We start from the raw sequence: 24,892 nt of genomic DNA, 5'->3' as shown, positions 1-24,892 counted from the left end.
CGCGTTGGATATCATTGTCCCGCGCCGTGAGCAAACGCCCCCGCTATTGATTATGGTGCAATTTTGGACTAATCTGGTCAATTGCGCTTCGTCCGGGGGGACATGTTCGAAGCGCGCCCCGCCCGCATCCGGCATGCGCGCCTCCCCTCCGGTTGCGACTCCAGAGGAGCACACGAGCATATGGAACTGAACGAGGAGCAATCCGTCCGTTCGCTCCTGCAGGACTTCGTCCATGATTCCATCCCGGAATACATCCTGGACGGATCGCAGGACATTCTCGCCGAGGGCGGCGTCCAGAAACTGAGCCTGAAGAAGGCCGACGGCTATTGGGAAGTTGAAGGAAGCATCCAGGGGGAAGACTTCCAGATATATTCGCCCAAGCTGTCCATCAACCTTGGCGAAGGCACCACCGCCTACCACTGCAACTGCCCGGATTCATTCTCTGGCGTGTGCAGGCACGTGGGGGCCACCGCCCTCAAGATGCTGTCGTCGCTGGAAACGCGCTCCGGCGGCGAAGAACCCGCCCGGCCCAAGACCGAATGGCGGCAGAATTTCCGCGCCTTCTTTTCCACCGCCATAGAGCCGGAAGCGGGCCAGCATTACCTGATCTTCCGCTTTCACCCCGAGCCGGGGCGACTTCTGGTTTCGCTGTTCCGGGGCCGCCAGAACAAGTCGGGCCTGTCCACGGTACACAATGAAATCACGCTGGAACAGATCCTGCGCAACCCCGACTGGTGCGAACTTTCGCCCCAGCTGGCGCAGGTGTCGCAGCAGATCGGCCAGATCGTGGACTACTACGGCCACCGCATAGAGGTGCCGGACGGCCTGCTGACCTGGTTCCTGTGGGCCATCCGCAACGAATACTACCTGTTCTGGGGCGACACCGACCAGCCCTGCCGCATCGAGCGCACCTCCATGCGCCTGAAGCTGAAGCCGCAACTCACCGACGACGGGCTGTCGTTCGACGTGATGCTGCACCGCGAAGGCAAGCAGCCGTTCTCCATCATCGGCAGCGAGGTGACCTTTCACGGCCAGATGCCGCTGTGGGTGTGCTGGAACAAAGGCTTCTACCCCGTGCACACCAGCCTGAACTCGCAACTGGTGCAGGATCTCGTGCGCCAGCCCCCGATGATCCCGCAGGAAGACATTTCCGAGTTCCTCGACCGGGTGTGGACCAAGCTGCCCACCAGCGACCTGTACGGGCAGGAAGAGTTCCTGAAGCACATGGAACCCATCTTCCAGCCGGCCACGTACAACCCCAAGCTGTTCCTGGACGAGGAAGGCAGCCTGCTGACGCTGGAAATCCAGAACATCTACGAGACGGTGCACGGCGAATTCTACCTGCCCGGCCCCAACCCCGACTTCCAGACCGGCAGCTACACCATCGACGGCCATACCTGCCTCATCCGCCGCCATCAGGAAGAAGAGGCATCGCTTACCGCGCTGCTGGCCGAAATGCGCTTTCAGCCGCGCAGCAACCGCATGTGGTTCCTGGAGCCGGAAGAGGCCATCAACTTCCTGCTCGACGCCTATCCCAAGCTGGTGGAACTGTACCGCGTGTACGGCGAAAAGGCCCTGTCGCGCTACAAGGTGCGCCTGTCGCAGCCCGTCATCACGGCCAAGGTGGAAACGAGCGAGGAAGACAAGTGGTTCTCCCTCGACATCACCGTGGAATACGACGGCCAGAAGGTGCCCATCGACAAGATCTGGAAGGCGTGGGCCCAGGGCAAGCGCTACGTGCAGTTGAAGGACGGCTCGTACACCAGCCTGCCCGAAGCCTGGCTGAAGCGCATCGCCCACAAGTTGCAGGCTCTTGGCCTGGACCCGGAAAAGCCGCCGCAGAAGCAGTTCCAGCAGTTCGAGGCCCCGGTGCTGGACAGCCTGCTGGACGACCTGCCCGACGCCCAGACCGACCCGTTCTGGAACAGCCTGCGCGACAAGATCCGCAACTTCCGCGAGATACGGCCCATCGATCCGCCCAAGGGGCTTACGGCGTCACTGCGCGGCTACCAGCAGCAGGGCCTGTCGTACCTCAACTTTTTGCGCGAATACGGCTTTGGCGGCATCCTGGCCGACGAAATGGGCCTCGGCAAGACCATCCAGACCCTGTCGTTCATCCAGCACATGGTGGAACGCGGGGCAGTGGGGCCCAACCTGATCGTGGTGCCCACCTCGGTGCTGCCCAACTGGGACCGTGAAGCCCAGAAGTTCGTGCCCGACCTGCGCCGCCTGATCATCTACGGCACCCGGCGCGAGGGCATGTTCCGCCGCATCGACGAATCGGACCTGGTGGTCACCACCTACGCCCTGTTGCGGCGCGACCTGGAAGAATTGCAGGAGCACGAGTTCAACTCGATCATCCTGGACGAAGCGCAGAACATCAAGAACCCCAACACCATCACGGCGCGTTCCGTGCGGCGCATCAACGCCCGCATGCGGCTGTGCCTGTCGGGCACGCCCATCGAGAACAACCTGTTCGAGCTGTGGTCGCTGTTCGAATTCCTGATGCCGGGCTTCCTGGGCTCGCAGCACGCCTTCCAGCGGGGCATCATCAAGCCCATCAAGGACGGCGACAGCGAAACCCTGGACTACCTGCGCACCCGCGTGCGCCCGTTCATTCTGCGGCGCACCAAGTCCGAGGTGGCGAAAGACCTGCCCCCCAAGATCGAGAACACCTACTACTGCGCCCTGGCCGAAGAACAGGCGGAACTGTACGCCGCCCTTGCCCGCAAGCTGAAGGAGCAGGTGATGGCCGACGTGGACGAGAAGGGCATCGCCAAGAGCCAGATGTCCATCCTGGACGCGCTGCTGAAACTGCGCCAGATATGCTGCCACCCGCGCCTTCTGAAGCTGGACATGCCGGGGCTGACCACCAACCTGCCCTCCGGCAAGTTCGACGCCTTCAAGGACATGATCACCGACATCGTGGAGGAAGGCCACAAGGTGCTGGTGTTCTCGCAGTTCGTGCAGATGCTGCACATCATCCGCTCGTGGCTGCAGATCAACGCCATTCCCTTCTGCTACCTGGACGGCACCAGCAAGGACCGCTTCGATCAGGTGGACCGCTTCAACAACACGCCCGAGATTCCCATCTTCCTCATTTCGCTGAAGGCGGGCGGCACGGGCCTTAACCTGACCTCCGCCGACTACGTCATCCACTACGACCCGTGGTGGAACCCCGCCGTGGAAAGCCAGGCCACCGACCGCACGCACCGCATCGGCCAGACCCGGCAGGTGTTCAGCTACAAGCTGATCTGCGAAAACACGGTGGAAGAAAAGATCCTGAAGTTGCAGGACATGAAGCGCGGCGTGGCCGAGGCCATCATCCCCGGCCAGGAAGCCTGGAAGTCGCTGACCCGCGAAGACCTGGAGATGTTGTTCGAGGTGTAGCGGGCGGGGCGACGGCCCTGCCACGGAAAGCAGGCAAAAACGACGGCGCGCTCCCTTGGGAGCGCGCCGTCTGACGTTGGCGGAACCGGTCGGGCACGCGGCAAGCCACGGGACCATGCCTGTCCGGGACCATGCCTGTCCGGGACCATGCCTGTCACCGGAGGCAACCTGCTTGGGGAGCTTGCCTGTCCGGCGAGCTTGTCTGTCCGGCGAGCTTGCCTGTTCGGGGCTATACCCGCTTCAGGTCGTCCACTAGCCCGCGCAGCACGGATATCTGCCCGGCAAGCTCCGTAACCGCACCCGCCGCCTCGCGCATGGCCTGCGCCGTTTCCCCCGAGATGGTGCTTACCTGCTCCACGGCGCGGTTTATCTCCTCGCTGGCGGCGGACTGCTGCTCCGACGCGGTGGCTATGCCGCGCACCTGATCGGTGGTTGCATCCACCAGCAGCACTATCTCCTTCAGCGATGCACCGGACCCCTGGGCCAGCCGGGTGGTTTCCTCTATGGCCTGCACAGAGCGGTCCACGTTGTCCATGTTCTTGCGCGCCCCAAGCTGAATACCCTTGATGGAAGCACCCACTTCGCTGGTGGCCTGCATGGTCTTTTCGGCCAGCTTGCGCACTTCGTCGGCCACCACGGCAAAGCCGCGCCCCGCGTCTCCGGCGCGGGCAGCCTCTATGGCGGCGTTCAGCGCCAGCAGGTTGGTCTGGTCCGCGATGTCGGAAATGACGTCCATGATCTGGCCAATGGCTTCCGCCTGGCGGCCCAGGTCTTCCATGTCGCGCTTCAGCCCCATGGACTGCTGCTGCACCTGCGAAATCTCGCGCACCACGTTGTTGACGATGTCGGCCCCGGCCTCGGCCTTGGCGCGCACCTCTTCGGAGGACGAGGCCGCCGTGGCGGCATTGCGCGCCACTTCGAGCACCGATGCATTCATTTCCTCCATGGACGTGGCGGTCTCGGCCACGCGGCGCGACTGTTCCTCGGCCCCACGGTCGGAATGCTCTATCTGCGCCGCAAGCTCTTCCGAGGCGCCGGAAACAACGCGCACCACGTCTTCCAGCTTGCGCGCCGCCTCGCGCATGCTGGCATTGGCCGCCTCGGCACGCCCGCGCGCCTCGTCCGCCGCCGCCATGGCCATCCGGGCGTCGTTCTCCCTGGCTTCCGCCACAAGGGTCTTCTCGTCGGCTTCGGCTATCTTGCCCTTCAACGTCGTCACCATGGCCTGCATGGCCTGGTAGACGCCGGACATCTTGCCCCCGGAACGAAACTCCACGTCAAGGTTGCCCGCCGCGATCTCCGCCGATATGGCACGCAGATAGCCGGGGTCTTCACCCAGTTGCCGCAGCGTCGACTTGACGAGGTAGGTGGCCGCGCTCAACCCGATGAACAGCGCCATGCCCATCAACGCCATGTTCACCGACAGGGCCGAACTGACCTGCCCCTCGGCGATTTCACCCGACAACCTCGATCCTTCGTGGTTCACGTCCACGCAACGGCGCAGCGCCAGAACTGCCGCGTCGAATGCCGGCTTCAGTTCCTTCCGGTCGATCTGCGAAGCCTCGGAGGCCCTGTTCTGCCGTGAAAGTGCAAGCGCCTTCTCCAGGCTCTGCACGTAACGCGTGTACGCCGCAAGGTATTCCGCATAGGCCGCGCGTTCTTCGGGGTTGTCGATATAATTTTCGTACAGGGTGCCGTTGGCCTGCCTGCGCCCTTCTATGACGCGTATGCTGCGCTCTATCTCCTCCATGTCGCGAGGATCTTCGGCGATGATGTGTTGCAGAAACTGCCGCCGCCCCTCGTTCAGGTTTCCCCGGATGTCTCCGACAGCCTTGATGCTGGGCACCCAGTTTTGCGTCAACTCCGTCACGTTACCCAGAATATTCCGGAACTGCATGCTGGAAAACCCACCCACCCCCACCGTCAGCACAAGCAACATGGCAACGTTCAGAATCATCTTCATCTTGAGCGTCATGACCACCTCGCATCGTTCCGAAAATCCGTGAAACGCCACTACCTACACGCATCATTCACGCCGGTGCGGCGACGCTGGCGCACTGCACCCCACACCCACCCCACACCGCGGACCATCCGGAGGCGTCGTCCACGGCGCGCCCCTTTCTTGCGGGTGGCACGCGATGGACACTGCGGACACTATTGCCAGCTTACAAAATACTCCCTGATGATTACAAGGAAACGCGAATATTCCGCGCAAAATAATCATCACCCGGTACTCCGGGCCGGTCATGCACGGAAACAGTGGGGCGGCGTGAAACGGCGTCCGACGCCGGTGCGGCAGGAAACCCGGCAACGCCACGCAGAAGACAGCGGGAAAGGAGCGGGCACGCAAGAAACGTCCCGGCGGGCGCAAGCAGCAATGCCTTGCCATCGTGTGCGGCATGGTGGGGAATCAGGGCGGCGGGGGCGGAAACGTCCTGCGCGGGGCGCCACAGCCGCATGCCCCGGACGCAGTCACCGTGAGCGCTCGCGGCACATGGCGCGAAAAGAAAATCCGTCGCCCGAAACGGCACGAGGGCGGGGCATGTCCTATGCTCCGCCCTCGTGGTCGGTACGCCGCCTTTGGGGGGACCCGCCATGTCGGGGAATAAGGCGGGCTGGCGGCGTCCGACATGTCTCGTGGGCGTTGCCGCGCGCCTGGCACGGCGGGGGATCGCTTGCGCACCGGCTCTCACGGCGCGCCCACGAGGCAATCTGTCAGTGAAACCTGCTACCGGATGCCGTCCAGCACGGCCTTCTCGGTTTCGCCCAGCAGCAGGTCGAGGTCGAGCAGCAGCAACAGCCGCCCTTCCAGCTTGCCCACGCCGCGAATGAAGTCGGAGCCGCCCCCCTCGATGACGGCAGGGGGGGCCTCTACCGTGGAGGCGGGCAGGCGCAGCACCTGCGACACCGAATCCACGATGAACCCGGCCACGCGGCCTTCCATTTCCACCACCATGATGCGGGTCTTTTCGTCCGCTGCCCCGGCCCGCAGGCCGAAGCGCGCCCGCATGTCGATGACGGGGATGACCTTGCCGCGCAGGTTGATGATGCCTTCGACAAACGAGGGCGCGGCGGGCACGCGGGTAACCGGCATCATGCGGATGATCTCCTGCACCCGCAGGATGTCCACGCCGAACTCCTCTTCGCCCAGGGTGAAGGTGACGAGTTGCAGCAACATGCCGTCTCCCCCGCCCGGCCGGAATTGCCCGGATGCCCCGGACATGCCCGATGCAAGGGACGCGATGGTTTCTTGGGTAGCTTCCATGGCGCGCCTATGCCTGCTTCAGTTCTTCGACCAGGCGGCGCAGCACCTGGGCCTGGTTGGACAGTTCGGACACCGCCTTGGCCGCCTCGCGCATGGCCTGCGCCGTCTCGGCAGAGATGGTGCTGACCTGCTCCACTGCCCGGTTGATCTCTTCGCTGGCTGCGGACTGCTGCTCCGAGGCGGTGGCAATGCCGCGCACCTGGTCGGTGGCGGAATCCACCAGCGCCACGATTTCCTTCAGCGATGCGCCCGAGTCCTGGGCCAGGCGGGTGGTTTCCTCGATGGCGCGCACAGAGCGGTCCACGTTGTCCATGTTCTTCTGGGCGCCCTGCTGGATGCCCCGGATGGCGCTGCCCACCTCGCTGGTGGCCTGCATGGTCTTTTCGGCCAGTTTGCGCACCTCGTCGGCGACGACGGCGAATCCGCGCCCGGCGTCACCGGCGCGGGCAGCCTCGATGGCGGCGTTCAGCGCCAGCAGGTTGGTCTGGTCGGCAATGTCGCTGATGACGTTCATGATCTGGCCGATGGCCTCAGCCTGGCGGCCCAGGTCTTCCATGTCGCGCTTCAGGTCCATGGACTGCTGCTGCACCTGCGAGATTTCGCGCACCACGCTGTTCACGATGTCCGCGCCCGATTCGGCCTTGTTGCGGGCGTTTTCGGACGAGGTGGCGGCGGTGCCCGCATTGCGGGCCACTTCCAGCACCGAGGCGTTCATTTCTTCCATGGACGTGGCGGTTTCGGCCACGCGCTTGGACTGCTCTTCCGCGCCCCGGTCAGACTGTTCGATCTGGGCGGAAAGCTCTTCGGAGGCAGAGGACACCACCTCCACCACGCCTTCCAGCTTCTGGGCGGCCTGGATCATGCCTTCGCGCTTGGCGTTTTCCGCCTGCTTGCGGGCTTCTTCCGCCGCGGCGGTGGCGACCATGGCCTCGCGTTCCTTGGCCTCGGCCAACACGGTCTTCTCGTCGGCCTCGGCAATCTTGCCCTTGAGGGTGGCCACCATGGCCTGCATGGCCTGATACACCCCGGACAAGTGCCGTTCGGAACGGAAGCTCACGTTCAGGTTGCCTGCGGCGATCTCTGTCGAAACACCCTGCAAGTAGCCGGGGTCTTCCCCAAGCTGGTTGAGGGTGGAGCGGATCAGGAACACGGCGGCCCCAACGCCAATCAGCAGGGCAACGGCAACCAGGGCGATGCTGACCTGCTGGGTGGTTGAAACACGGTTGCCTGCGGCATCGCCGGAATCCTTGGACCCCTTGTCGTTCATTTCCACACAACGGCGCAGGGCGGCAGCGGCGGCTTCATAGGCGGGCCGCAATTCCTTCACATCCAGGGCCATGGCCTCTTCCGTACGCTTCTGGCGCGAAAGGGCCATCATCTTGTCCAACCCGGACAGGTACTGCTCGAAATTCGCGTTGTACTCCCGAAAAGCCGCACGTTCCTCGGGCGAAGAGATCAGCTTCTCGTACATGCTGCTGTTGGCCAGCCGCCGGCCATTGATGGCCTTCAGGTTACGCTCGATGTCCTCCATGACGGAGTCATCCTGCGCAATGACGTGCTGCAACTGCTGACGCCGAACTTCGTTCAGGTTGACGCGGATATCTCCGACAATCTTTATACTGGGCATCCAGTTTTGCGTAAGCTCTACAACATCTCCAAAAATTTCACGTAATTGCACAGAAGAATACCCGCCAACACCAGCAATAAGAACAATCAAAACAGCAAAGCTTGAAATCAACTTTCCCTTCAACGTCATGATACACTCCCAAACGTCTTCCAACACACTCCTTCTACGCCCCTAACACCTAATTATACATTTTGGCAGCAAACAATACGATGTCATGCAAAAATTCAAAAACACGTTTGATCATAAAGATATTTTGAATTAGTCCGATCCCTATAAATAAAATAGATATCAAGTATACGCACAATTTCATGCATCAAAAAAATACACAGAATCCTTAATCAACACTAAAAAAATGAGTATTCCTTGCCGCATTGCTACTTGTGCATGGATATTGCGCACGCAACAAAAAATTTCATACAACCAATGATAAAGATACACAGGACGCATCATCCAAAAAACACATGCTTACAGACAGAGCGCACAAATCAATGCTCCGCTCTCTCCACTGCAATAGAATTTTGAATACATGGCCTTATGAATCAAAGACGGTGTGTGATACTTATAGTCTGTAGACTTATAGTCGTCAACGCAGAACCTGAATGGATTCTTTCAGCCAACGGAGGAAGCCATGCCAGGATACTCTACCCTAGAAAAACAACAACTTATGGCACTGGGAACGACAATTCGCCAGATTCGGGAATCACTTGGCTGGTCACAGGAACAGTTGGCCGAAAGAGTGGAGTTGCACCGCACATACATCGGCGGTGTGGAACGAGGCGAGCGCAATCTCTGCCTGCTGAACATCCTTGCCATTGCCGAGGCCATGGGAATGCCGCCGGGCAGACTCATCGGCAGGGCCTTCCCCGACCACGCCGCCAGCACTCCTCTGCGCCTGGCTGCCGCAACGCCGGAGGACGAATCCGACGACTGCTGAACGGCACATGCATCTCTCCGCCTACCCGGCGGGATTGCCCCTGTGGCATGCGCGGGCAGTTGCCCTTCTGCCCCTTTCGCCCTTCTCCCGCCAATTCGCGCGGCAGGCGCCCACCAGCGCGACGCGACGGGCCTGCCGTTGTCCCGGGACGGAAAATAACGCCCCCGGAACAGAACTTGCGTTGTGCCGCGCAGCCCGGAAAACGGGCAAAACCTTCCGCCGCCGTTCGTGTTGCGGCTTGATACCCGGGGCCATGCCCCGGGCAGACCTGGGAGGGCAGACGGAGGACGCATGAACATCGAGAACCACGGAGGAATCTCCAGCAGCGGGTGGGACCCGTGGCACGGCAGGGGCAGGGGGGTGGGCAGGACCACAGCCCGCCTGGCCAGCGCCATGATGGAGGAACTGGATGCCGACGACGACGGCAGCCTTTCCGCCACAGAGTCGCAACTGTCCGAGTCGGCATTCGCCGCCCTGGACAAGAACGGCGACGGCGCGGTCAGCAGTCGCGAGTTGCGCGCAGGGCTGCGCAGCAAGCGCGATGAACTGATAGACCTGATGCGGTCGGACACCGGCACCGAAACCGGCACGGGCGAGACGCCCGCGCCCACCGCGACAACAGGACCAACGGCGGAACAGGCGTCAGCGGTGGCCGGGCTGCTCATCGAAAAGGGCGATGCCGACGGCGACGGCGCACTCTCCGCCGCGGAAACCGGCCTTGCGGGCGACGTGTTCACCAGCCTGGACACCGACGGCGACGGACTGCTCTCTTCCGGCGAGCTTTCCACCGCAGCGCTGGCGGGCGCCATCGCCGCCACCCTGGACGGCAAACTGGCCGTGCGCCTGACGGCCCCCGCCACCCTGCAGGGCACCGGCACCGCCGACACGACCGATGGCGGCACGGACACCACGGCAACCACCGCCGCCGGGGCAGCAGCCGCCGACACCGCGTCCACCCAGGCGGGCACGGTGGGGGCCATGGCCTCGCGCATTGCCCTGCGCATCGTGGAGCGCCTGGACGCCGACGACAACGGCAGCCTGTCGCAGTCGGAATCCGGCCTTGACCAGAACCGCTTTGCGCAGCTCGACACCGACGGCGACGGCAGCGTCACCGCCAATGAATTCGGCGGGTCGCTGCAACAGATGCTGGACGTCATGGGCGCCCTGCACGCGCTGAGTTCCGTGGCGCGCAGCAACTACGGGCGCAAGGCCTACGGCATGGCCGCGCGCGAAGCCGTGGAACGGTACGAGGGCAACATGGGCGGCCTGATGACCGCCCTGTTCGAAACCGCCCCCACCGGCAGCACGGGCACCACCACCGACACCTCTGGTGCCGTTGCGGCAACTGGCGGTTCCGCATCGGGCGACGCAGGCACCGCCACGGCGGACAGTTCCACTGTTGGCGACATCGCAGACGTGCTGGCGGACGCAGCCGCCACCGAAGCGGCCCAGGCAGCCACGGGGGCAGCAGGAAACGCCTAGCACTGGCCAGCCACCTCGCACACACATCGCTTGCCGGGGGCTTGTTGCGGCCCATCACGCCATGCCCCCGGCCAGCCTTGCGAACAGACGCCCATCTAGCCCGGTGCGCTTGCTGGCCCGCCATGCCCGGCATTACCCGCAGCGCCCTTCGCACCGCCCTTCGCAGCGCCCTTCGCACCGCCCGGCAAGCCTTGCCGTTGGTGCGATTCTTGCTTTTTCAGCGCCGTGCCGCATGGTGCGGCACGCTTTTCCTGCCCTCGGGCTGCGGGCGAGCACGGCGCTGCGCACATGAGGTACGATAGGAGGTACTCATGAGCATATCGGGAATAAGTTCCAGCAGTTCCACGCTACAGGAATTGCTGGCGTCCTGGGGCAGCGACCAGACGTCGCAGATTACCCAAAGCGCCACATCGTCACTGGCCAGCCTGTTCGGCGGGTCGGACGACGATGAAGGCACCACCCAGGCAAGCGGGCTGTTCAGCAACCGCGACAAGCTCATCGCCATGATGAAAGAGGGCGATCAGGGCACTGCCTTCGCGCAGACAGCATCGCTGCTGGGCCAACTGGACAAGGACGTCAACGGCGGACTTTCGCTGAAGGAATCGGGGCTGGAGCAGGATTCGTTCAACGCCCTGGACACCGACGGCGACGGCACCGTGACCGGCTTCGAGCTTGAAGCCGCCCTGAAGTCGGGCGTGGCCAGCATCGGCGACGACGGCACGCTTTCGGTGGACACAACTGCCGCGTCCGACGCCGCCGCGCAGGCCTATGCCTCGCTTTCGGCCATGATCATGGGCCTTGCCGACACCGACAAGAGTGGTGGCCTGACCGCCGAGGAAACCGGGCTGGAAGAGGACACCTTCAACCAGTTCGATCTGGACGGCGACGGGGTGATCAGCGGCGATGAACTGACCACGGCGCTAAAGGGCGGCTCCACGTCCTCCACGGACTCCAGCCTGACGGCGCAAGGCTCCGGCTCCGCCTCCGGCGTTCTTTCGGGGGGTGCCGCAAGCGGCGCGTCGGGCACGGGCTCGGATGCGGGGGACGACGAGGACGAGGACTACGACGAGCTGGACACCAACAAGGACGGCATGATTTCCACCGAGGAACTGGCCGCCGCCATCCCCGGTTACGCCGATGCCTTGCGCCTGGCGCGCGGCGAGAACGGGTCCGACACTTCCACCGCCGAACTGCGTCGGGCCATGAACGCCTACGGCAGCGCGGGCGGCTTCGACTTCGCCAGCCTGTTCGCCACTGCGGATGCGACAAGCACGTCCGCTGGCGTCTCCGGCCTGCTGGAAGAAATCGCCTAAGAGGAAGTCACCTGACGGCGGGCTTCCTGTCCGTCGTGGCCACCGCACCGTTGCTGCACGCAATGAACAACGCGGCGCTGCCCTTTCGGGAGCGCCGCGTTTTTGCGTGCATTGCGGATACGAAAAGAAGGAAAAAACGAAGGAGGCACTCCGCAGGCTGAGCAGGACGCCCAGAATGCGCAGGGTGCACGACCTTGGCAAGACGGTACGCAAACATGCCGGAGCGCAGGGTGCCGAAGGAAACGGGCTGCCCCGGCGCGGCTGCCGGAGCGTCGGGACAGACTACCCCCGCGCCGCACCCATGGCCGCACGGGCTTCCGCGAAGCGGGCGGCAACATTGTCCGCGCCCACGATTTCCGAGACCAGCGCGCAGCACCGCGCGCCGTGCGCGGCCACCTGCCCGACGTTGTGCAGCTTGATGCCGCCAATGGCCACGAACGGCAGCGCAATGTTGGCCACCACCCAGTCCAGGTATTCGAAGCCAACGGGCGCGCAGACGTCCTTCTTGGTCCTGGTGGCGAAAATGGGCCCCACGCCGATGTAGTCCGCCCCGCTTGCAACGGCGGCGCGGGCCTGCTCCGGCGAATGGGTGGACAGCCCGATGATGCGCCCCGGCCCCACCAGTTGCCGCACCGCCTGCACGGGCAGGTCCTCCTGCCCCACGTGCACCCCGTCGGCATCGCACAGCATGGCGATGTCCACGTGGTCGTTGACGATGAAACAGGCCCCGGCCTCGCGGGTCATGCGGCGCAGTTCCATGCACTCGCGCAGCATCTCACCGGCGTGCTTGTCCTTCTCGCGGTACTGCACGATGCGCGCGCCGCCGCGCAGCATGGCGTCCACCACGTCCACGGCGGACCGCCCCCGCGACAGCCCGTCATCGGTCAGGCAGTAGATGTCGGCTTCCGGCGTGCTGCCGGGAAGGATGCGCGGCATGGGATGCTCCTTTTTTGGGGAAGAACTGAGCTTTCGGGCTCCGCAGAATACCAAGTCATCAAAGCCAGTTATAAGTCCATAAAACACCTGCCCCTACCGCCCCTGCGCAACCTGCGTAACGCGCGCGGCGGGGTCAGCGGCAGGGAAAGTCGGCTTGACGCTGCATATGGCCCCACCGCGAACCGGCACCCCGCCTGTAATCGGCGTCAGGGTGGGTAGAGGCAAGGAAAACAGGCTTTCCGCAAGGGGAGCGTACGTCTTCGGTACGTGACCCGCGCGGAAAGCCTGTTTGACGCAGCATATGCCCGCCCTGACGCCGATTACACAAAACCGGGGCAGGGGCCGAGTATGTGGTGCAGTACCGCATCCGCCTGCATGGCCGCCGCCATGGTCACGCGCGGGGCCAGCGGGGGCAGGTCGTGGCCCACCTCGCTGGTGAAGTCGCCCACCAGCACCATGCGGTCGCCCATGCGGCGCATCTGCATGGCCGGGCCGCCCCAGCCGCCCATGCCGGAGGCGGACACCACGAAGGCGCCCATTTCCAGCGCGGCCTCCACGAACATGCGCTTGGCCTCCGGGTCGTCCAGGGCTTCCACCAGGATGTCGCAGCCCGCGAACACGTCGGCCACGTTGGTGGGGGTCAGGTCCACACGCCGGGCGGTGACCACCAGACGCGGCTCTATGACGCGCAGGCTTTCGGCAAGCGCGTCCACCTTGGACTTGCCGAGATGGAACGGCTGGTACTGCTGGCGATTGAGATTTGAGGGTTCGACCACGTCGCGGTCGGCCACCACCAGACGGCGCAGGCCGCTGCGCACCAGCATGGCGGCGCAGTTGGAGCCCAGGCCCCCTGCCCCGGCAATGCCCACGCGGGCCGCGGCCAGGCGTTCAAGGTGGTCATGTTCGAGATACCGGGCGAGACCATCGGAAAGAATGCTCACGAAAGCTCCTGAAGAGGGGGGATTGCGGCGCGGATGCCCCGTCTTTTCCGTCCCGTGCGCACTCCCTGCCTTATAAGGAAGGCGTCAGGCCGTGGCGCGGGGGGCTGCCGGGGCAGGTGCCCCAACAGGTTCACCGGACGGGGTGCGTCGCGCGGCGCACGCTATCCCACACCCATACCCGCCGTCCAGCACCGATTCCCAGTCCTTGTACACCGGCTGGTAGCCGTGCGCGGCAATGGCGGCGGCCATTTCGTCGGCACTGCGCGGGTCGGAAATCTCGAACTGCGGGGTGGCGCCGTCCCCATCTCCCTGTCCTTCCGTATCCTTATGTCCGGCGTGACCACCGACAGCGGTGCTCACCCCGGCGGACATGCGGGTGACCCCGAGGGGGATCAGGTTGTCGCGCAGGCCCGCCCGCTCGCGGGTGGAAACGGTAATGCCCGCGCTGGGCATGAAGATGCGATACGCCAGAATGACCTGCACCAGGTCGCGGTCGGATACCGCGTGCGCTGGCTGGAAGGCCCCGGCGTGCGGACGCAGGCGCGGCACGGAAAAGCTTGCGTCCACATGGGGATACCGGCGTTGCAGCCAGTGGCCGTGCAGCGCGGTGAAGAAGGCGTCGCGCCGCCAGTCGTCCAGCCCCAGCAGCGCGCCAAGCCCCACGCCGCGCATGCCCGCGCGGGCGGCGCGCTCCGGCGCGTCCAGTCGGAAATGATAGTCGCGCTTGGGGCCTGCGGGGTGCAGTTCCGGGTACAGGGCCTCGTTGTAGGTTTCCTGGAACATGGTCATGCCGTCGATGCCCGCGTCCACCAGCAGCGCGTATTCCTCGTCCGACAGCGAATAGACCTCCACCGACTGCGAAGGGAACAGCGGGGCCAGCAGGCGTGCGGCGTGGGCGATGTAGTCCGGCCCGGAAACGTGGCGCGCATCGCCGGTAAGCAGCAGCAGGTGGCGCAGCCCGGTGGCGGCAATGGCCCGGCCCTCGGCCAGGATTTCCTCGTCCGTCAGGCGCTGGCGGGGGATGTGGTTGCGCGCGTTGAAGCCGCAGTACCGGCACTGGTTGGTGCAGTGGTTGGAAAGGTACAGCGGGGTGAACAGCTGGATGGTGCGCCCGAAGTGGCGCACCGTCAGATCTCGGGCGCGAAGGGCCATGGCCTCCAGTCGGGTGGACGCCGCCGGGGAAAGCAGGGTCAGCAGGTCGTGCGGGGAAAGGCGTTCCTTGCGCAGCACGCGGGCCACGTCGTCCGGCGTGGCGGCGTCCATGAAGGCGCGCAGGGGTGCGTCCGCCACGCGGGGGGTCCATTCGCGGACCACGTCGTACATGCTCATGTCCTGCTCCTTGTGCGGGAATAAAGCGAACGCGGGATAAAGGCGACCAGACTGGCCGGACAGACGGAACAAACAAAACGGCCAGACAGACGGGTCAGGCAGACAGGCCCGGCAGACCGGACAGGCAGGCCAGACAGGCTGGCCGGGCAGGTCCGCTAGGTCCGCCAGGTCCGGCAGGTCCGGCCAAATCCGCCTGATCGGGCAGTCCGACTGGCAGCCCGGGGGCCGTATTGGTCGCCGCCCCGCCGCGATGCCCGCCCCTTCGCCGCTATTCCCCCAGAAAGCCCGTCAGCGGCGACGAGGCGCTGGCACCGTCTACAGTCGCCGTGACCACCGGCCCCGCGCCCGAAAGGTATGCCGCGCGTCCGGCGCGCACCGCCTCTCCAAAGGCGCGGGCCATGGCCACCGGATTGCCCGCCGTGGCGATGGCCGTGTTCACCAGGCACGCGGCGGCACCCATCTCCATGGCCTCGCAGGCCTGCGAGGGCTTGCCGATGCCCGCGTCCACGATGACCGGCAGGTCGACTTCCTCGATGAGCACGCCGATCATCTCTGCCGTGCGCAGCCCCCGGTTGGTGCCGATGGGCGCGCCCAGCGGCATGACGGCGGCGGCCCCGGCGTTGACCAGGTCGCGCGCAACGTACAGGTCGGGGTTCATGTACGGCAGCACCACGAAGCCCTCCTTGGCCAGCGCTTCCGTGGCGCGGGCCGTGGCGTAGCCGTCCGGCAGCAGGAAACGGCTGTCGGAAATGACCTCGATCTTGATCCAGTTGCCGCACCCGGCGGCCTGCGCCAGCCGGGCGATGCGGACGGCCTCTTCGGCCGTCCGCGCGCCGGAGGTGTTCGGCAGCAGCCGCATGTGCGGCGGAATGTGGGCCAGCACGTTGGACCTGGGGTTGGCCAGGTCCACGCGCCGCAGCGCCACGGTGATGACCTGGGAGCCCGAGGCCCCGGCCACGTCAGGGATGAGGGAGTCGGTGCCGTACTTGCCGGTGCCGATGAAGAGGCGGCTCGTCAGGGCCGTCCCTCCGATCACCAGCGCGTCATTGTCGTGCGTGTCGTGCGTCACTAGCCCCCTCCCACGAAGTGCAGTAGTTCGAGTTCGTCTCCCTGATCGAGCCGGGTGGCCCCGTACTCCCCGGACTTCACGATGGCGCGGTTGCGCTCGACCACCACGGCCTCGGGCCGCAGGGCCATCTGCTCCAGCAACTGGAGCAGCGTCGTGCCGGTTTCGCATTCCATCTGCTGTCCGTTCACGCGTATCGTCATTGCCGTAATCTCCGCTGCCGCGACGTTCGAGAAAGCGAAGGGAGCCTGCGAATGGCAAGCTCCCCTTTGATGGCCCGAAGGCGAGGAAGCTTCCCTACGGCAGGATGACCTGCATCAGGTTCTCGGGGTCGGAAGGTTGCCCTTCCCTCTCAGCCCGTGCGGGCTCCCCCAGCTTCGCGTTATGGCGCGCCCGCCGTGCGGCCTGTCATGCATCCTTGCGGCGGGCGAACAAAAAAACGCCCGTCGCAGGGTGGACGGGCGTTTCCGGCATTTCGGGCGCGGTACGCTCAGCTTCCCTACGGCAGTGTGAACTGCTTCAGGTTCAGAGGGTCTGGAGGCGTGCTCCACTCTCAGCCCTACGGGCTCCCCTAGCTGAATAAGCGATCAATACCCCCGGCACTGGGGGATGTAAAGCGTTAATCGGCGGCAGTCGTCATTCCAGATGCACCCCGCCCTCCGGCTCCAGCAGGATGACCTCGCTGTTGTCGTCGTACGACAAGATTTCGGCGTAGCGGCCCCAGTTGATCATGGTCTCCACCTGGCGAGCCGCCTCTGCCCGGGGAAATTCCAGCGACAGGGCCGTCTCCGCCACCTCGAACTTGATCTGGCGGTTGCCGCTGGCCCGCAGCAGGTCCAGCAGCCAGACCACCAGCGGCAGGCGGCGCAGGCGCGAACCGAATATCTCCTTGCGGGCCAGGATGGACGCCTCGGCAAAGGTTTCGCCCAGCGGGGTCAGTTCCATGTCACCCGCGCGGATGGTGACGAAGCCCAGCAGTTCCGCCGCCTCGATGACCTTCAGCAGGTAGTCGGACGACACGTGCAGTTCCTCGGTCAGGCGGTAGATGTCCGCGCCGTGGGAGGGCTGGTCGGCCATGCGCTCCACAAGGCCGGCGATCTCGTTGATGGTCAGGTCCGGCAGGCGGCGGGTGTGGCCGGGCTGGCCGGGGGCGGTGCCCAGTTCCTCGTCCTCGGTCAGGGTCTGGCCCGCCAGCAGGGCGTATACCCGGTCCACGAAGGCCAGATACTCCGGCGACTTGCGCTGGCGCGGGTGGGGCAGGTCCACGGGCATCACGCGCACGATGTGGCCGGGGTCCTTGTCCATGATCACGATGCGGTCGGCCATGAACACCGCCTCGTCGATATTGTGCGACACCATCAGGATGGCCCGGGTGGGAATCTTGCCGCTGGTCCACAGTTCCAGCAGTTCGCCGCGCAGCGTTTCCGCCGACAGCACGTCCAGGGCGGAAAACGGCTCGTCCAGGCACAGCAGTTCCGGTTCCACGGCCATGGCCCGGGCAAAGCCCACCTTCTGGCGCATGCCGCCGGAAAGCTCGCGCGGGTAGGCGTTGTCGAAGCCCGCCAGCCCCACCCTGTCCAGCAGGTCCAGGGCGCGCCGGGCGCGCACGCGCGGGGGCACGCCGCGCGCCTTCAGCACCACTTCCACGTTTTCCTGCACGGTCAGCCACGGAAACAGGGCAAAGGTCTGGAACACGATGGTGGCGTGGGGGTTCACCCCTTCCAGCCGCCCGCCCCGGTACAGCACCTCGCCCTCGGTGGGGGCGATGAGGCCGGTGATCATACGCAAAAGGGTGGACTTGCCGCAGCCGGACGGCCCCAGCAGCGCCACGAATTCGCCCTCGGCGATTTCCAGGTTGACGCCGGACACGGCGGTGAAGCGGCGCGCGCCGCTGCCGTATGCCTTGCCAAGGCCGCGCAGGGTGACGAGAGGTGCGTGCATGCCCTACTCCATGCGAAAACGTTCTTCGGCCAGGCGGTACAGGCGCCGCCACACCAGCCGGTTGAAGCCCACCACGGTGACGATCATGCTCAGCGTGCCCGCGAACAGCAGGGGAAAGTCGCCCTCGGCCGTGGCGCGGGCGATGATGGCCCCGATGCCCGTGGCGCTGAGCGTGCGCCCCCCGAAGGACACGTACTCGGAAACGATGCTGGCGTTCCACGCCCCGCCGCTGGCCGTGATGGCCCCGGTGACGATGTACGGGAACAGCGCGGGCAGGATCAGGGTGCGCCACTGCTGCGCGCGCGAAAGGCCGATGAGCGCGGCGGTGTCCTTGAGGTCGCGCGGGATGGAAGACGCCCCGGCAATGATGTTGAACAGCAGGTACCACTGGGTGCCCAGCAGCATCAGCAGCACCGCCGCCGCGTTCAGGCCGTGGGTCACGTCCACCAGCACCATCAGGAACACCGGAAACAGCGCCGTGGCCGGGATGGACGCGGCGATCTGGACCACAGGCTGCAACACCCGCGCAAGGCGGGCATTGGTGCCGATGAGCACGCCCACCGGCAGGGTCCAGGCCAGGGCCACGGCCATGGCCGCCATGACCCGCAAAAAGGTGGCGGCAATGCCGATGACGATGTCGCGCCAGCTTTCCGGGGCCACCTGAAGCAGCAGGCCGCTGCCCTTCCACAGGCCGAAGGCCACGCAGCCGAACAGCAACACCCCGAACAGACGGCCCGCCCACGGATCGTGGCGGACCACGTCCATGCTCTCTCCCGACGGGGGAAAGCGGCGGATCAGCCACGCGTCCACGGCTTCCGCCGCCGGGGCCAGCACCCGCTCCAGCAGCGCGCGCACCGGGGCCATGCGGCGGGCGGCCCGCAGCAGGTCGAGAAACCACGATTCAGGCTGCTCGTCCTCGGCCACCATGGTCAGCTTGAAGCGCTCGCCCCAGGCCAGCAAGGGCCGCCACACCAGCTGGTCCAGCGTGACGATGACCACCATCATGGTGCCGAGGCCCATGAGGATGGCGGGGGTGTCCTCGCGGGCGGCGGCCTCCTGAAGGTAGGAGCCAAGGCCCGGCAGGCGGAAGTCGCGGCTGCCCACGGTGAACATTTCCGCCGCCATGAGAAAGAACCAGCCGCCCGCCCAGCTCATGATGCTGTTCCACAGCAGGCTCACCCCGGCAAAGGGCAGGTCCAGGGTGCGAAAGCGCTGCCACGCGCCCATGCGGTAGCCCGACACGGCCTCGCGCAGGTCGCCGGGCAGGGTGGTCTGGGCCTGATACCAGGCAAAGGTGATGTTCCAGGCCTGGCTGGTGAAGATGAGCACCACGGATGCCGCTTCCACCGCCACGGCCTGGGGCAGCACGGCGGAAAGGCTCAGCAGCACCACGGGCAGGAAGGACAGGATGGGCACGCTTTGCAGGATGTCCAGCACGGCCAGCAGCACCGGCCCGGCCCGGCGCGAACGCGCGGCCAGCGTGCCGTAGCCCAGCGAAAAGAGCATGGAGAGCAGGTAGGCCATGAACATGCGGCCCACCGAGTACGCGGCGTAGCGCGGCAGCATGGCCGGGGCGAGGGAAATGTCCGGCCCTGCCGCGGCATGGCGATGCGCGAGGGCAAACCAGATGCCCAGGCCCAGTGCCCCGGCCACGAACAGCAGGCCGAACACGTCCAGCCAGCGGGTGGGTTCTTCCTGCCGGGTCGCGGAGGCGAAAATGCGTTGCTGTGCCATGCGCCCTGCCCTTGTTGCGGCGGTTTCGGGGCCACGGCGCACGGCCCCACTGCGCGGGTACGCTTCGGCGGCGTTTTTGGCAAGCGCCGATGCGGGCATGGCGCCCCGGTCCGAAACCATGTTCCGGCAACACCGCGGCATGACGACGGAACGGCAACGGCAGCGTGCCGGATTGCCTGATGTGGCAAAGGCGCCCCGGCCCCGCCCCTGCCGCCGCAAAACGCGAACGGGGCGCGGTGTTGCCCGCGCCCCGAGGCGATGCGAAACGGTTGACGCAAGTGCGCGTCAGCGCACCATCAGTGCCGATCCGGGGATGCGCGTCAGCGCACGACCAGAACCGAGCAGACGGCGTGCGACACCACCTTGGAGGCCACGCTGCCCAGCAGGAACTTTTCAAGCCCCGTGCGGCCACGGCTGCCGGTGACGATCAGGTCCACGCCTTCCTTCTTGGCCAGTTCGATGATGTTGTCGGCGGGCGAACTGCCACCTTCCAGCACCGGGCGCAGGGTCACGCCCTTGGCCTTGGCGATTTCGGCGGCCTTGTCCAGCGCCTTGGAGGCCACGGCCTTGTAGTGGGTGGAAAGGTCGACGGGGACGGCAATTTCGCCCATGTCCAGAGGCTGTTCGGCCACGGCAAGGGCGATCAGTTCCGCGCCGCCCTTCTGGGCAAGCTCCACCGCCTTGGCCAGGGCCTTTTCGGAAAACTGCGACGAATCGACGGCAACGAGAATCTTCATGGCTCCTCCTTTCCGGTGTTCCGGCGTTCCGGGCAAAGCGGGCCGCACCCCAGCGGGCGGCACGCGTGGCAGCGGAGGAAGCGTCCGTGAAGCGTCAGGCAGAGCGGGCGTCGGCGGGAAAGAGCAGCGAAGGAGAAATCACGGGAGAGGACAGGCCGACTTCGTGACAAAGGGAACAGGCGCGGACGCAGGGGGAAAGCAGGCACTCTCCCTATTCTTTCTATACGACGTGATGGCGCCAGCGGCAATGGATTTTCGTGCCGTGCCGCCATCTTTCCGCAAGAGACCGGCGCACGCCGACGCCGGAGCGGCACGGGTGACGGCGGCGAAGGATGGACGGGGCCGGGCCGCATCCTTCGCCGTTGGCCACGGCACAACGCATCAGCACTGCGTCTGCCCGCATCGGGGCCGCATCGGGGCCGCGTCGGGGCCGCATCGGGGCCGCATCGGAGGCGGATCGGGCCGCATGGGGGGACGGCGTCAGGGGCGGATCAGGAAAGGATATGAGGCGGATCAGCGGCGCATGGGGACGCATGGGCCGCCCCCTCCTCCACTGGCTCAACGCCGCGTCACGCACCAGATGCCGCACAGCACGCAGGCCACCCCGGCCAGGTGTGCCCAGCCCACCGGTTCGCCCAGCAGCAGCGCGGAAAAGGCCAGTGCGCTCACCGGCAGCACGGCGGTGAAGGCCCCTGCCGTCCCGGCGCTCACGCGGGCCACGCCCCGAAACCAGAAAATGTACGCGGCCACGGTGATCACCGCGCCGTAGTAGCCCACCAGCAGCCAGCCGGTGACGTCCAGTTCGGCCACGCGGTGCGCCTGCGGCAGGGCCAGCGGCAGAAACTGCACCGCGCCGAACAGGGTGCACACCGTGGATGCGGCCAGCGGCGACACGGGCGTGCGCAAGGTGCGCCCCAGCAGCAGGAACAGGGTTTCGCAGCATACCGCGCCCAGCACCAGCAACAGGCCCACGCCGTCAACACCCGATGCCGTAAGGGAAAGCGCGGCATCGCCGCCCGCAGCGCCCGGAACGGGCGCAAGCCGCAACACCAGCACCCCGGCCACGCAACAGGCTATGCCCGCCAGCGTGCGCGGGCCGGGGCGTTCGCGCAGCAGCACCAGCGAGGCCAGGACCATCACCGCCGGGGTGGTGCTGGTCACCACCCCCGCCGCCGCCGCATCCAGCCGGGCCACCCCGGCCAGCAGCAGCACATTGAACAGCAGCGCTCCGGCGGCGGCCTGCAGGAACAGCACGCCCCAGTCGCGCGCGGGCAGGCGCGGCAGGCCGCCTTCGCGCCGGTACAGCAGCGGCACGGCGATGCATGCGGCCACCAGAAAGCGCAGTTCCTGCACCAGGTGGGACGGCAGCGTCAGCGAGACGAAGCGCGCCGCCGCCACCGACGACCCCACGATGACCATGGCGGCGGCAAGGTCGAGATACGCGCGCCATGCGGGACCATGTGGCGTTCCGGCAGCGGGCTGCGGCAGGCGCACGGTGACGCGGGGCGGGGCCGCGGGAGTGGGGGCCGATGGCGCTGCATGCGGGGGCATGCCCGGCCCGACGGCTTCGGGCGTCGCAAGCGGCGCGGTCCCGGGCAAGGGAGAACCAGCCCGGGAAGAGCCAGACTGGGGAACACCGGACAGGGGGGCACCAGACAAGGGGAAGCCAGACGATTCGGCGCCTGACGAGGCGGCGCCCAAAGATACGGCGCCGGAAGAGACGGCGTCCGCAGTCGGGCACTCAGCGGCGGGTGGCACTGCCTCCGCCATCTCCGCCATCTCCGCCATCGCCGCCAGTTCCGCCAGTTCCGCCAGTCGGGCGGCAGACGTTTGCGCCTGCCCGGCCATCCGGCGCGGTGCGTGCGTGGTCATGGGAATCCTCCGTGGAAATCCTGTTTTCCACAAAGGCTACGGCCCAGGTGCCGCGCGCGTCTTGAAGCATCTTGCGGAATCTGGCCGGAGTCACGCCCACCTGCGCCCGAAAGGCGCGGGTAAGATGGCTCTGGTCGGCAAACCCCGCCGCTGCCGCCGCCTCGGCGGGGGTGGCGCCCGCTGACAGCAGTTGCCGGGCCCGGCGCACCCGCGTCTGCACCAGATAGGCGTGCGGGGGCAGCCCCACGGCGGCGGCAAAGGCGCGGGCAAGGTGGAACGGGCTGAGGCAGGCCACCCCGGCCAGGTCCGCCAGCCGCACGTCGTCGGCACAGTGGGCGTCCAGATAGTCGCGGGCGCGGCGCACCGCAGCCGGTTCTCCCCCTGTGCGCAGCGGACGGGCGGCGGGTGCGCGCTGGGCCGCGTGGCGGGTTATCCAGCGGGCGAGCACGGCGGAAAGGCGCGTCTCCTGCGCCAGCGTGGGCATGCACGGCCCGGCGCGTTCCATGTCGCGGTGCAGGGCGTCGATGGCCGCCGCCAGTTCCGGGTCGTCCAGCACGCCGCTGGCGAAATCGGGCAGCGCGCCGTGCGGCAGGCCCGCCTCTTCACCGGCCATGCGCACGATGTCCGGGTCGAGGTAGAACATCCGATAGGCCCAGCCCGCATCGCCGACGCCGTGTCCGTCGTGCGTCTCTCCGGGGGCCACCAGGTTCACCGCGCCGGGCACGGCCACGTGGTCGCGCCCCAGATAGCGGAAGCGCAAGGCCCCGCCCTTGATGACGCCCAGCGCGTACCCCTCGTGAAAGTGCCGGGCGAACACCTGCCGCGTGTAGCGGGCGCGCAGCAGGTCCAGCCCCGGCAGGCGCGAGGCGGCCATCCAGGATACATCTTCCTTCGGGGCCGCATCGCCCTGCGGGGTGCGGGGCGGGGCATCGGATATGGCGGGGCGGGCGCACATACTCCTGCTGTGCGGCAGACGGCGCGGAAACGCAAGTCCCTCCGCGTGCGGGCACGCGGAGGGACTGCAAGGGGATGAGGCAGAGGGAGAAGGCAGGGAGCATCGGCCTGTTGCGGCAGGGTAACCGACGGGCCGATGGCCACCGGTTGTCGAGGCCGGTGAAGTTGGGGCGGGCTACGCCGCGCAAGGATGCTGTGCGCGGTTCTCCCCGAGCCCGCCCCGTGCCGGAACCAGACGGCCCCGGCAAATGTCCGTGAACGTATTCTGCTACCGGCTGACGGCTTCCATTGCGGCGGGGGCAGCAGCCTCGCCCTCTTCCGCCTGCACCGCCGCAGCGTCGCGCCCCTCCCGTTCCAGTTGCTGCATGGTGCGGGCGTAGCGTTCGGCCAGAATGGAGCACACGAACAACTGCAACTGGTGGTAGAACATGATGGGCAGCACGATGACCCCCAGCGCGGGATGCGCGCCGAACAGCAGCCGGGCCATGGGCACGCCGGAAGCCAGGGTCTTCTTGGAACCGCAGAACACGGCGGCGATCTCGTCGGCCTTGTCGAAGCCCAGCGCCCGCGCCACCACGGTGTTCAGCACCAGCACCACCAGCAGGAACAGGGCCGCACCGCCGATGGTCAGGGCCAGCAGATCCATGCCGTGGTCGCGCCACAGGCCGCCCAGCACAGAATCGCAGAACGAGTTGTACACCAGGATCAGGATGGCCACCTTGTCGAAGGAGTTCACCTTCTTCTTGTGACGGGCGATGAAGGCGCCCAGCCAGGGGCGGGCCAACTGGCCCAGCACGAAGGGCAGGAACAGCAGCCCGGCGATGTTGATCATGGCGTCGGTAAGCGACAGCGCCCCGCCCTGCGTTCCGGCGGCAAGGGCGATGATGACCGGCGTCAGGAAGATGCCCAGCAGGCTGGACAGGGTGGCGTTGAAGATGGCCCCCGGCACGTTGCCGTGGGCGATGGCGGTCATGGCCACCGATGAGGAAATGGTGGACGGCAGCGCGCACAGGTACAGGAAGCCCAGCATCAGGTCCGCCGGGACCAGGTCGTCGAAGGCAAAGCGGAAGCCGAACCACAGCACCGGAAACACCACGAAGGTGGTCAGCTGCACCATGCTGTGCAGCTTCCAGCGGGACATGCCGTGGCGCATGCTTTCGGGCGATATGCCCGCGCCGTGGAACAGGAAGATCAGGAAGATGCCCGCGTTGCCCAGCATGTCGGCATGCAGGGTGCCGCCGCTGGCCCCCAGGCCGGGCAACAGCGTGGCCAGGGCCACGGCGCCCAGCATGCCGGCCAGAAACCAGTCCTTGGCCATCCGTCGTGCGTACTTTGCAAACATGGTCGTCTCTCCATGAAGTCTGGGGGTCG

Annotated in this window: 18 protein-coding genes and 2 riboswitches; of the genes, 4 read left to right on the top strand and 14 right to left on the bottom strand. The window is 66.2% G+C overall.

The window, feature by feature from the left end; translation table 11 throughout:
• Nucleotides 1-180 precede the first annotated feature (180 nt).
• Nucleotides 181-3,390, top strand: coding sequence for a DEAD/DEAH box helicase (locus tag K6142_RS12765; RefSeq protein WP_190244810.1), 3,210 nt, complete (start codon nt 181-183; stop codon nt 3,388-3,390).
• A gap of 229 nt (nt 3,391-3,619) precedes the next feature.
• Here K6142_RS12765 and K6142_RS12760 read toward each other — a convergent pair whose 3' ends face one another.
• The 3 genes from K6142_RS12760 to K6142_RS12750 form a co-directional block, all read right to left on the bottom strand.
• Nucleotides 3,620-5,365 (bottom strand): methyl-accepting chemotaxis protein, encoded by a 1,746-nt coding sequence (locus K6142_RS12760; protein WP_190244811.1) that lies wholly within the window; start codon nt 5,363-5,365, stop codon nt 3,620-3,622.
• Between the two features lie 753 nt (nt 5,366-6,118).
• Nucleotides 6,119-6,613, bottom strand: coding sequence for a chemotaxis protein CheW (locus K6142_RS12755; protein ID WP_012611940.1), 495 nt, complete (start codon nt 6,611-6,613; stop codon nt 6,119-6,121).
• 49 nt (nt 6,614-6,662) lie between these two features.
• The gene (locus tag K6142_RS12750; protein WP_190244812.1) at nt 6,663-8,411 is read right to left on the bottom strand and encodes a methyl-accepting chemotaxis protein; all 1,749 of its coding nucleotides are present in this window, start codon (nt 8,409-8,411) and stop codon (nt 6,663-6,665) included.
• 499 nt (nt 8,412-8,910) lie between these two features.
• Between K6142_RS12750 and K6142_RS12745 the strand changes: the two genes are divergently transcribed.
• From K6142_RS12745 to K6142_RS12735, 3 genes are all read left to right on the top strand, one after another.
• On the top strand, nt 8,911-9,216 hold the full coding sequence (locus K6142_RS12745) for a helix-turn-helix domain-containing protein (protein WP_190244813.1): 306 nt from the start codon (nt 8,911-8,913) through the stop codon (nt 9,214-9,216).
• A 291-nt stretch (nt 9,217-9,507) separates the two neighbouring features.
• Entirely contained in the window at nt 9,508-10,698 is a 1,191-nt protein-coding gene (locus K6142_RS12740; RefSeq protein ID WP_190244814.1) for an EF-hand domain-containing protein, read from the top strand.
• Nucleotides 10,699-11,009: 311 nt separating this feature from the next.
• Nucleotides 11,010-12,011 (top strand): calcium-binding protein, encoded by a 1,002-nt coding sequence (locus K6142_RS12735; protein WP_190244815.1) that lies wholly within the window; start codon nt 11,010-11,012, stop codon nt 12,009-12,011.
• Between the two features lie 282 nt (nt 12,012-12,293).
• On the opposite strand, the gene thiE is transcribed toward K6142_RS12735, so the two are convergent.
• The 11 genes from thiE to K6142_RS12680 all read right to left on the bottom strand — a co-directional run bounded on the left by thiE (nt 12,294) and on the right by K6142_RS12680 (nt 24,863).
• Nucleotides 12,294-12,947 carry a thiamine phosphate synthase gene (thiE, locus tag K6142_RS12730; RefSeq protein WP_190244816.1) on the bottom strand — a complete coding sequence of 218 codons (654 nt, stop codon included), beginning with the start codon at nt 12,945-12,947 and terminating at the stop codon, nt 12,294-12,296.
• 320 nt (nt 12,948-13,267) lie between these two features.
• A complete protein-coding gene (gene thiF, locus K6142_RS12725) occupies nt 13,268-13,888 on the bottom strand; it encodes a sulfur carrier protein ThiS adenylyltransferase ThiF (protein ID WP_012611946.1) in 621 nt (206 codons plus the stop codon).
• Nucleotides 13,889-13,972: 84 nt separating this feature from the next.
• Nucleotides 13,973-15,217: a 2-iminoacetate synthase ThiH gene (gene thiH, locus K6142_RS12720; RefSeq protein ID WP_190244817.1), complete on the bottom strand. Its 1,245-nt coding sequence runs from the start codon at nt 15,215-15,217 to the stop codon at nt 13,973-13,975.
• 268 nt (nt 15,218-15,485) lie between these two features.
• A complete protein-coding gene (locus tag K6142_RS12715; protein WP_190244818.1) occupies nt 15,486-16,286 on the bottom strand; it encodes a thiazole synthase in 801 nt (266 codons plus the stop codon).
• Nucleotides 16,286-16,486, bottom strand: coding sequence for a sulfur carrier protein ThiS (gene thiS, locus K6142_RS12710; RefSeq protein WP_012611949.1), 201 nt, complete (start codon nt 16,484-16,486; stop codon nt 16,286-16,288). Before thiS ends, K6142_RS12715 begins: the two co-directional genes overlap by 1 nt.
• Nucleotides 16,487-16,560: 74 nt before the next feature.
• A riboswitch (TPP riboswitch) is annotated at nt 16,561-16,666 on the bottom strand.
• 96 nt (nt 16,667-16,762) lie between these two features.
• A riboswitch (TPP riboswitch) is annotated at nt 16,763-16,866 on the bottom strand.
• 53 nt (nt 16,867-16,919) lie between these two features.
• Nucleotides 16,920-18,224, bottom strand: a complete 1,305-nt coding sequence (locus K6142_RS12705; protein WP_012611950.1) for a nitrate/sulfonate/bicarbonate ABC transporter ATP-binding protein — start codon at nt 18,222-18,224, stop codon at nt 16,920-16,922.
• 3 nt (nt 18,225-18,227) lie between these two features.
• The gene (locus K6142_RS12700) at nt 18,228-19,958 is read right to left on the bottom strand and encodes an ABC transporter permease (RefSeq protein ID WP_190244819.1); all 1,731 of its coding nucleotides are present in this window, start codon (nt 19,956-19,958) and stop codon (nt 18,228-18,230) included.
• 320 nt (nt 19,959-20,278) lie between these two features.
• Nucleotides 20,279-20,695 carry a universal stress protein gene (locus K6142_RS12695; RefSeq protein ID WP_190244820.1) on the bottom strand — a complete coding sequence of 139 codons (417 nt, stop codon included), beginning with the start codon at nt 20,693-20,695 and terminating at the stop codon, nt 20,279-20,281.
• 558 nt (nt 20,696-21,253) lie between these two features.
• Complete coding sequence (locus K6142_RS12690; protein WP_223290341.1) at nt 21,254-22,246, bottom strand: DMT family transporter; 993 nt, start codon at nt 22,244-22,246, stop codon at nt 21,254-21,256.
• Nucleotides 22,247-22,436: 190 nt separating this feature from the next.
• Nucleotides 22,437-23,522, bottom strand: coding sequence for an AraC family transcriptional regulator (locus tag K6142_RS12685; protein WP_223380868.1), 1,086 nt, complete (start codon nt 23,520-23,522; stop codon nt 22,437-22,439).
• A 267-nt stretch (nt 23,523-23,789) separates the two neighbouring features.
• Complete coding sequence (locus K6142_RS12680) at nt 23,790-24,863, bottom strand: bile acid:sodium symporter family protein (RefSeq protein ID WP_190244951.1); 1,074 nt, start codon at nt 24,861-24,863, stop codon at nt 23,790-23,792.
• Nucleotides 24,864-24,892: the final 29 nt, after the last annotated feature.

The organism is Nitratidesulfovibrio sp. SRB-5 (genome assembly GCF_019931275.1).
Taxonomy (GTDB): Bacteria; Desulfobacterota; Desulfovibrionia; order Desulfovibrionales; family Desulfovibrionaceae; genus Cupidesulfovibrio.
Note: the sequence above shows the minus strand (reverse complement) of the source record. Positions and strands in the feature narration are given on the sequence as shown.

Bases quoted from the DNA above. Each gene is read 5' to 3' on its own strand.
- K6142_RS12765 (WP_190244810.1), top strand. From the start codon at position 181: ATGGAACTGAACGAGGAGCAATCCGTCCGTTCGCTCCTGCAGGACTTC.
- K6142_RS12760 (WP_190244811.1), bottom strand. From the start codon at position 5,365: ATGACGCTCAAGATGAAGATGATTCTGAACGTTGCCATGTTGCTTGTG.
- K6142_RS12755 (WP_012611940.1), bottom strand. From the start codon at position 6,613: ATGTCCGGGGCATCCGGGCAATTCCGGCCGGGCGGGGGAGACGGCATG.
- K6142_RS12750 (WP_190244812.1), bottom strand. From the start codon at position 8,411: ATGACGTTGAAGGGAAAGTTGATTTCAAGCTTTGCTGTTTTGATTGTT.
- K6142_RS12745 (WP_190244813.1), top strand. From the start codon at position 8,911: ATGCCAGGATACTCTACCCTAGAAAAACAACAACTTATGGCACTGGGA.
- K6142_RS12740 (WP_190244814.1), top strand. From the start codon at position 9,508: ATGAACATCGAGAACCACGGAGGAATCTCCAGCAGCGGGTGGGACCCG.
- K6142_RS12735 (WP_190244815.1), top strand. From the start codon at position 11,010: ATGAGCATATCGGGAATAAGTTCCAGCAGTTCCACGCTACAGGAATTG.
- thiE (WP_190244816.1), bottom strand. From the start codon at position 12,947: ATGCCGCGCATCCTTCCCGGCAGCACGCCGGAAGCCGACATCTACTGC.
- thiH (WP_190244817.1), bottom strand. From the start codon at position 15,217: ATGAGCATGTACGACGTGGTCCGCGAATGGACCCCCCGCGTGGCGGAC.
- thiS (WP_012611949.1), bottom strand. From the start codon at position 16,486: ATGACGATACGCGTGAACGGACAGCAGATGGAATGCGAAACCGGCACG.
- K6142_RS12705 (WP_012611950.1), bottom strand. From the start codon at position 18,224: ATGCACGCACCTCTCGTCACCCTGCGCGGCCTTGGCAAGGCATACGGC.
- K6142_RS12700 (WP_190244819.1), bottom strand. From the start codon at position 19,958: ATGGCACAGCAACGCATTTTCGCCTCCGCGACCCGGCAGGAAGAACCC.
- K6142_RS12695 (WP_190244820.1), bottom strand. From the start codon at position 20,695: ATGAAGATTCTCGTTGCCGTCGATTCGTCGCAGTTTTCCGAAAAGGCC.
- K6142_RS12690 (WP_223290341.1), bottom strand. From the start codon at position 22,246: ATGCCCCCGCATGCAGCGCCATCGGCCCCCACTCCCGCGGCCCCGCCC.
- K6142_RS12685 (WP_223380868.1), bottom strand. From the start codon at position 23,522: ATGTGCGCCCGCCCCGCCATATCCGATGCCCCGCCCCGCACCCCGCAG.
- K6142_RS12680 (WP_190244951.1), bottom strand. From the start codon at position 24,863: ATGTTTGCAAAGTACGCACGACGGATGGCCAAGGACTGGTTTCTGGCC.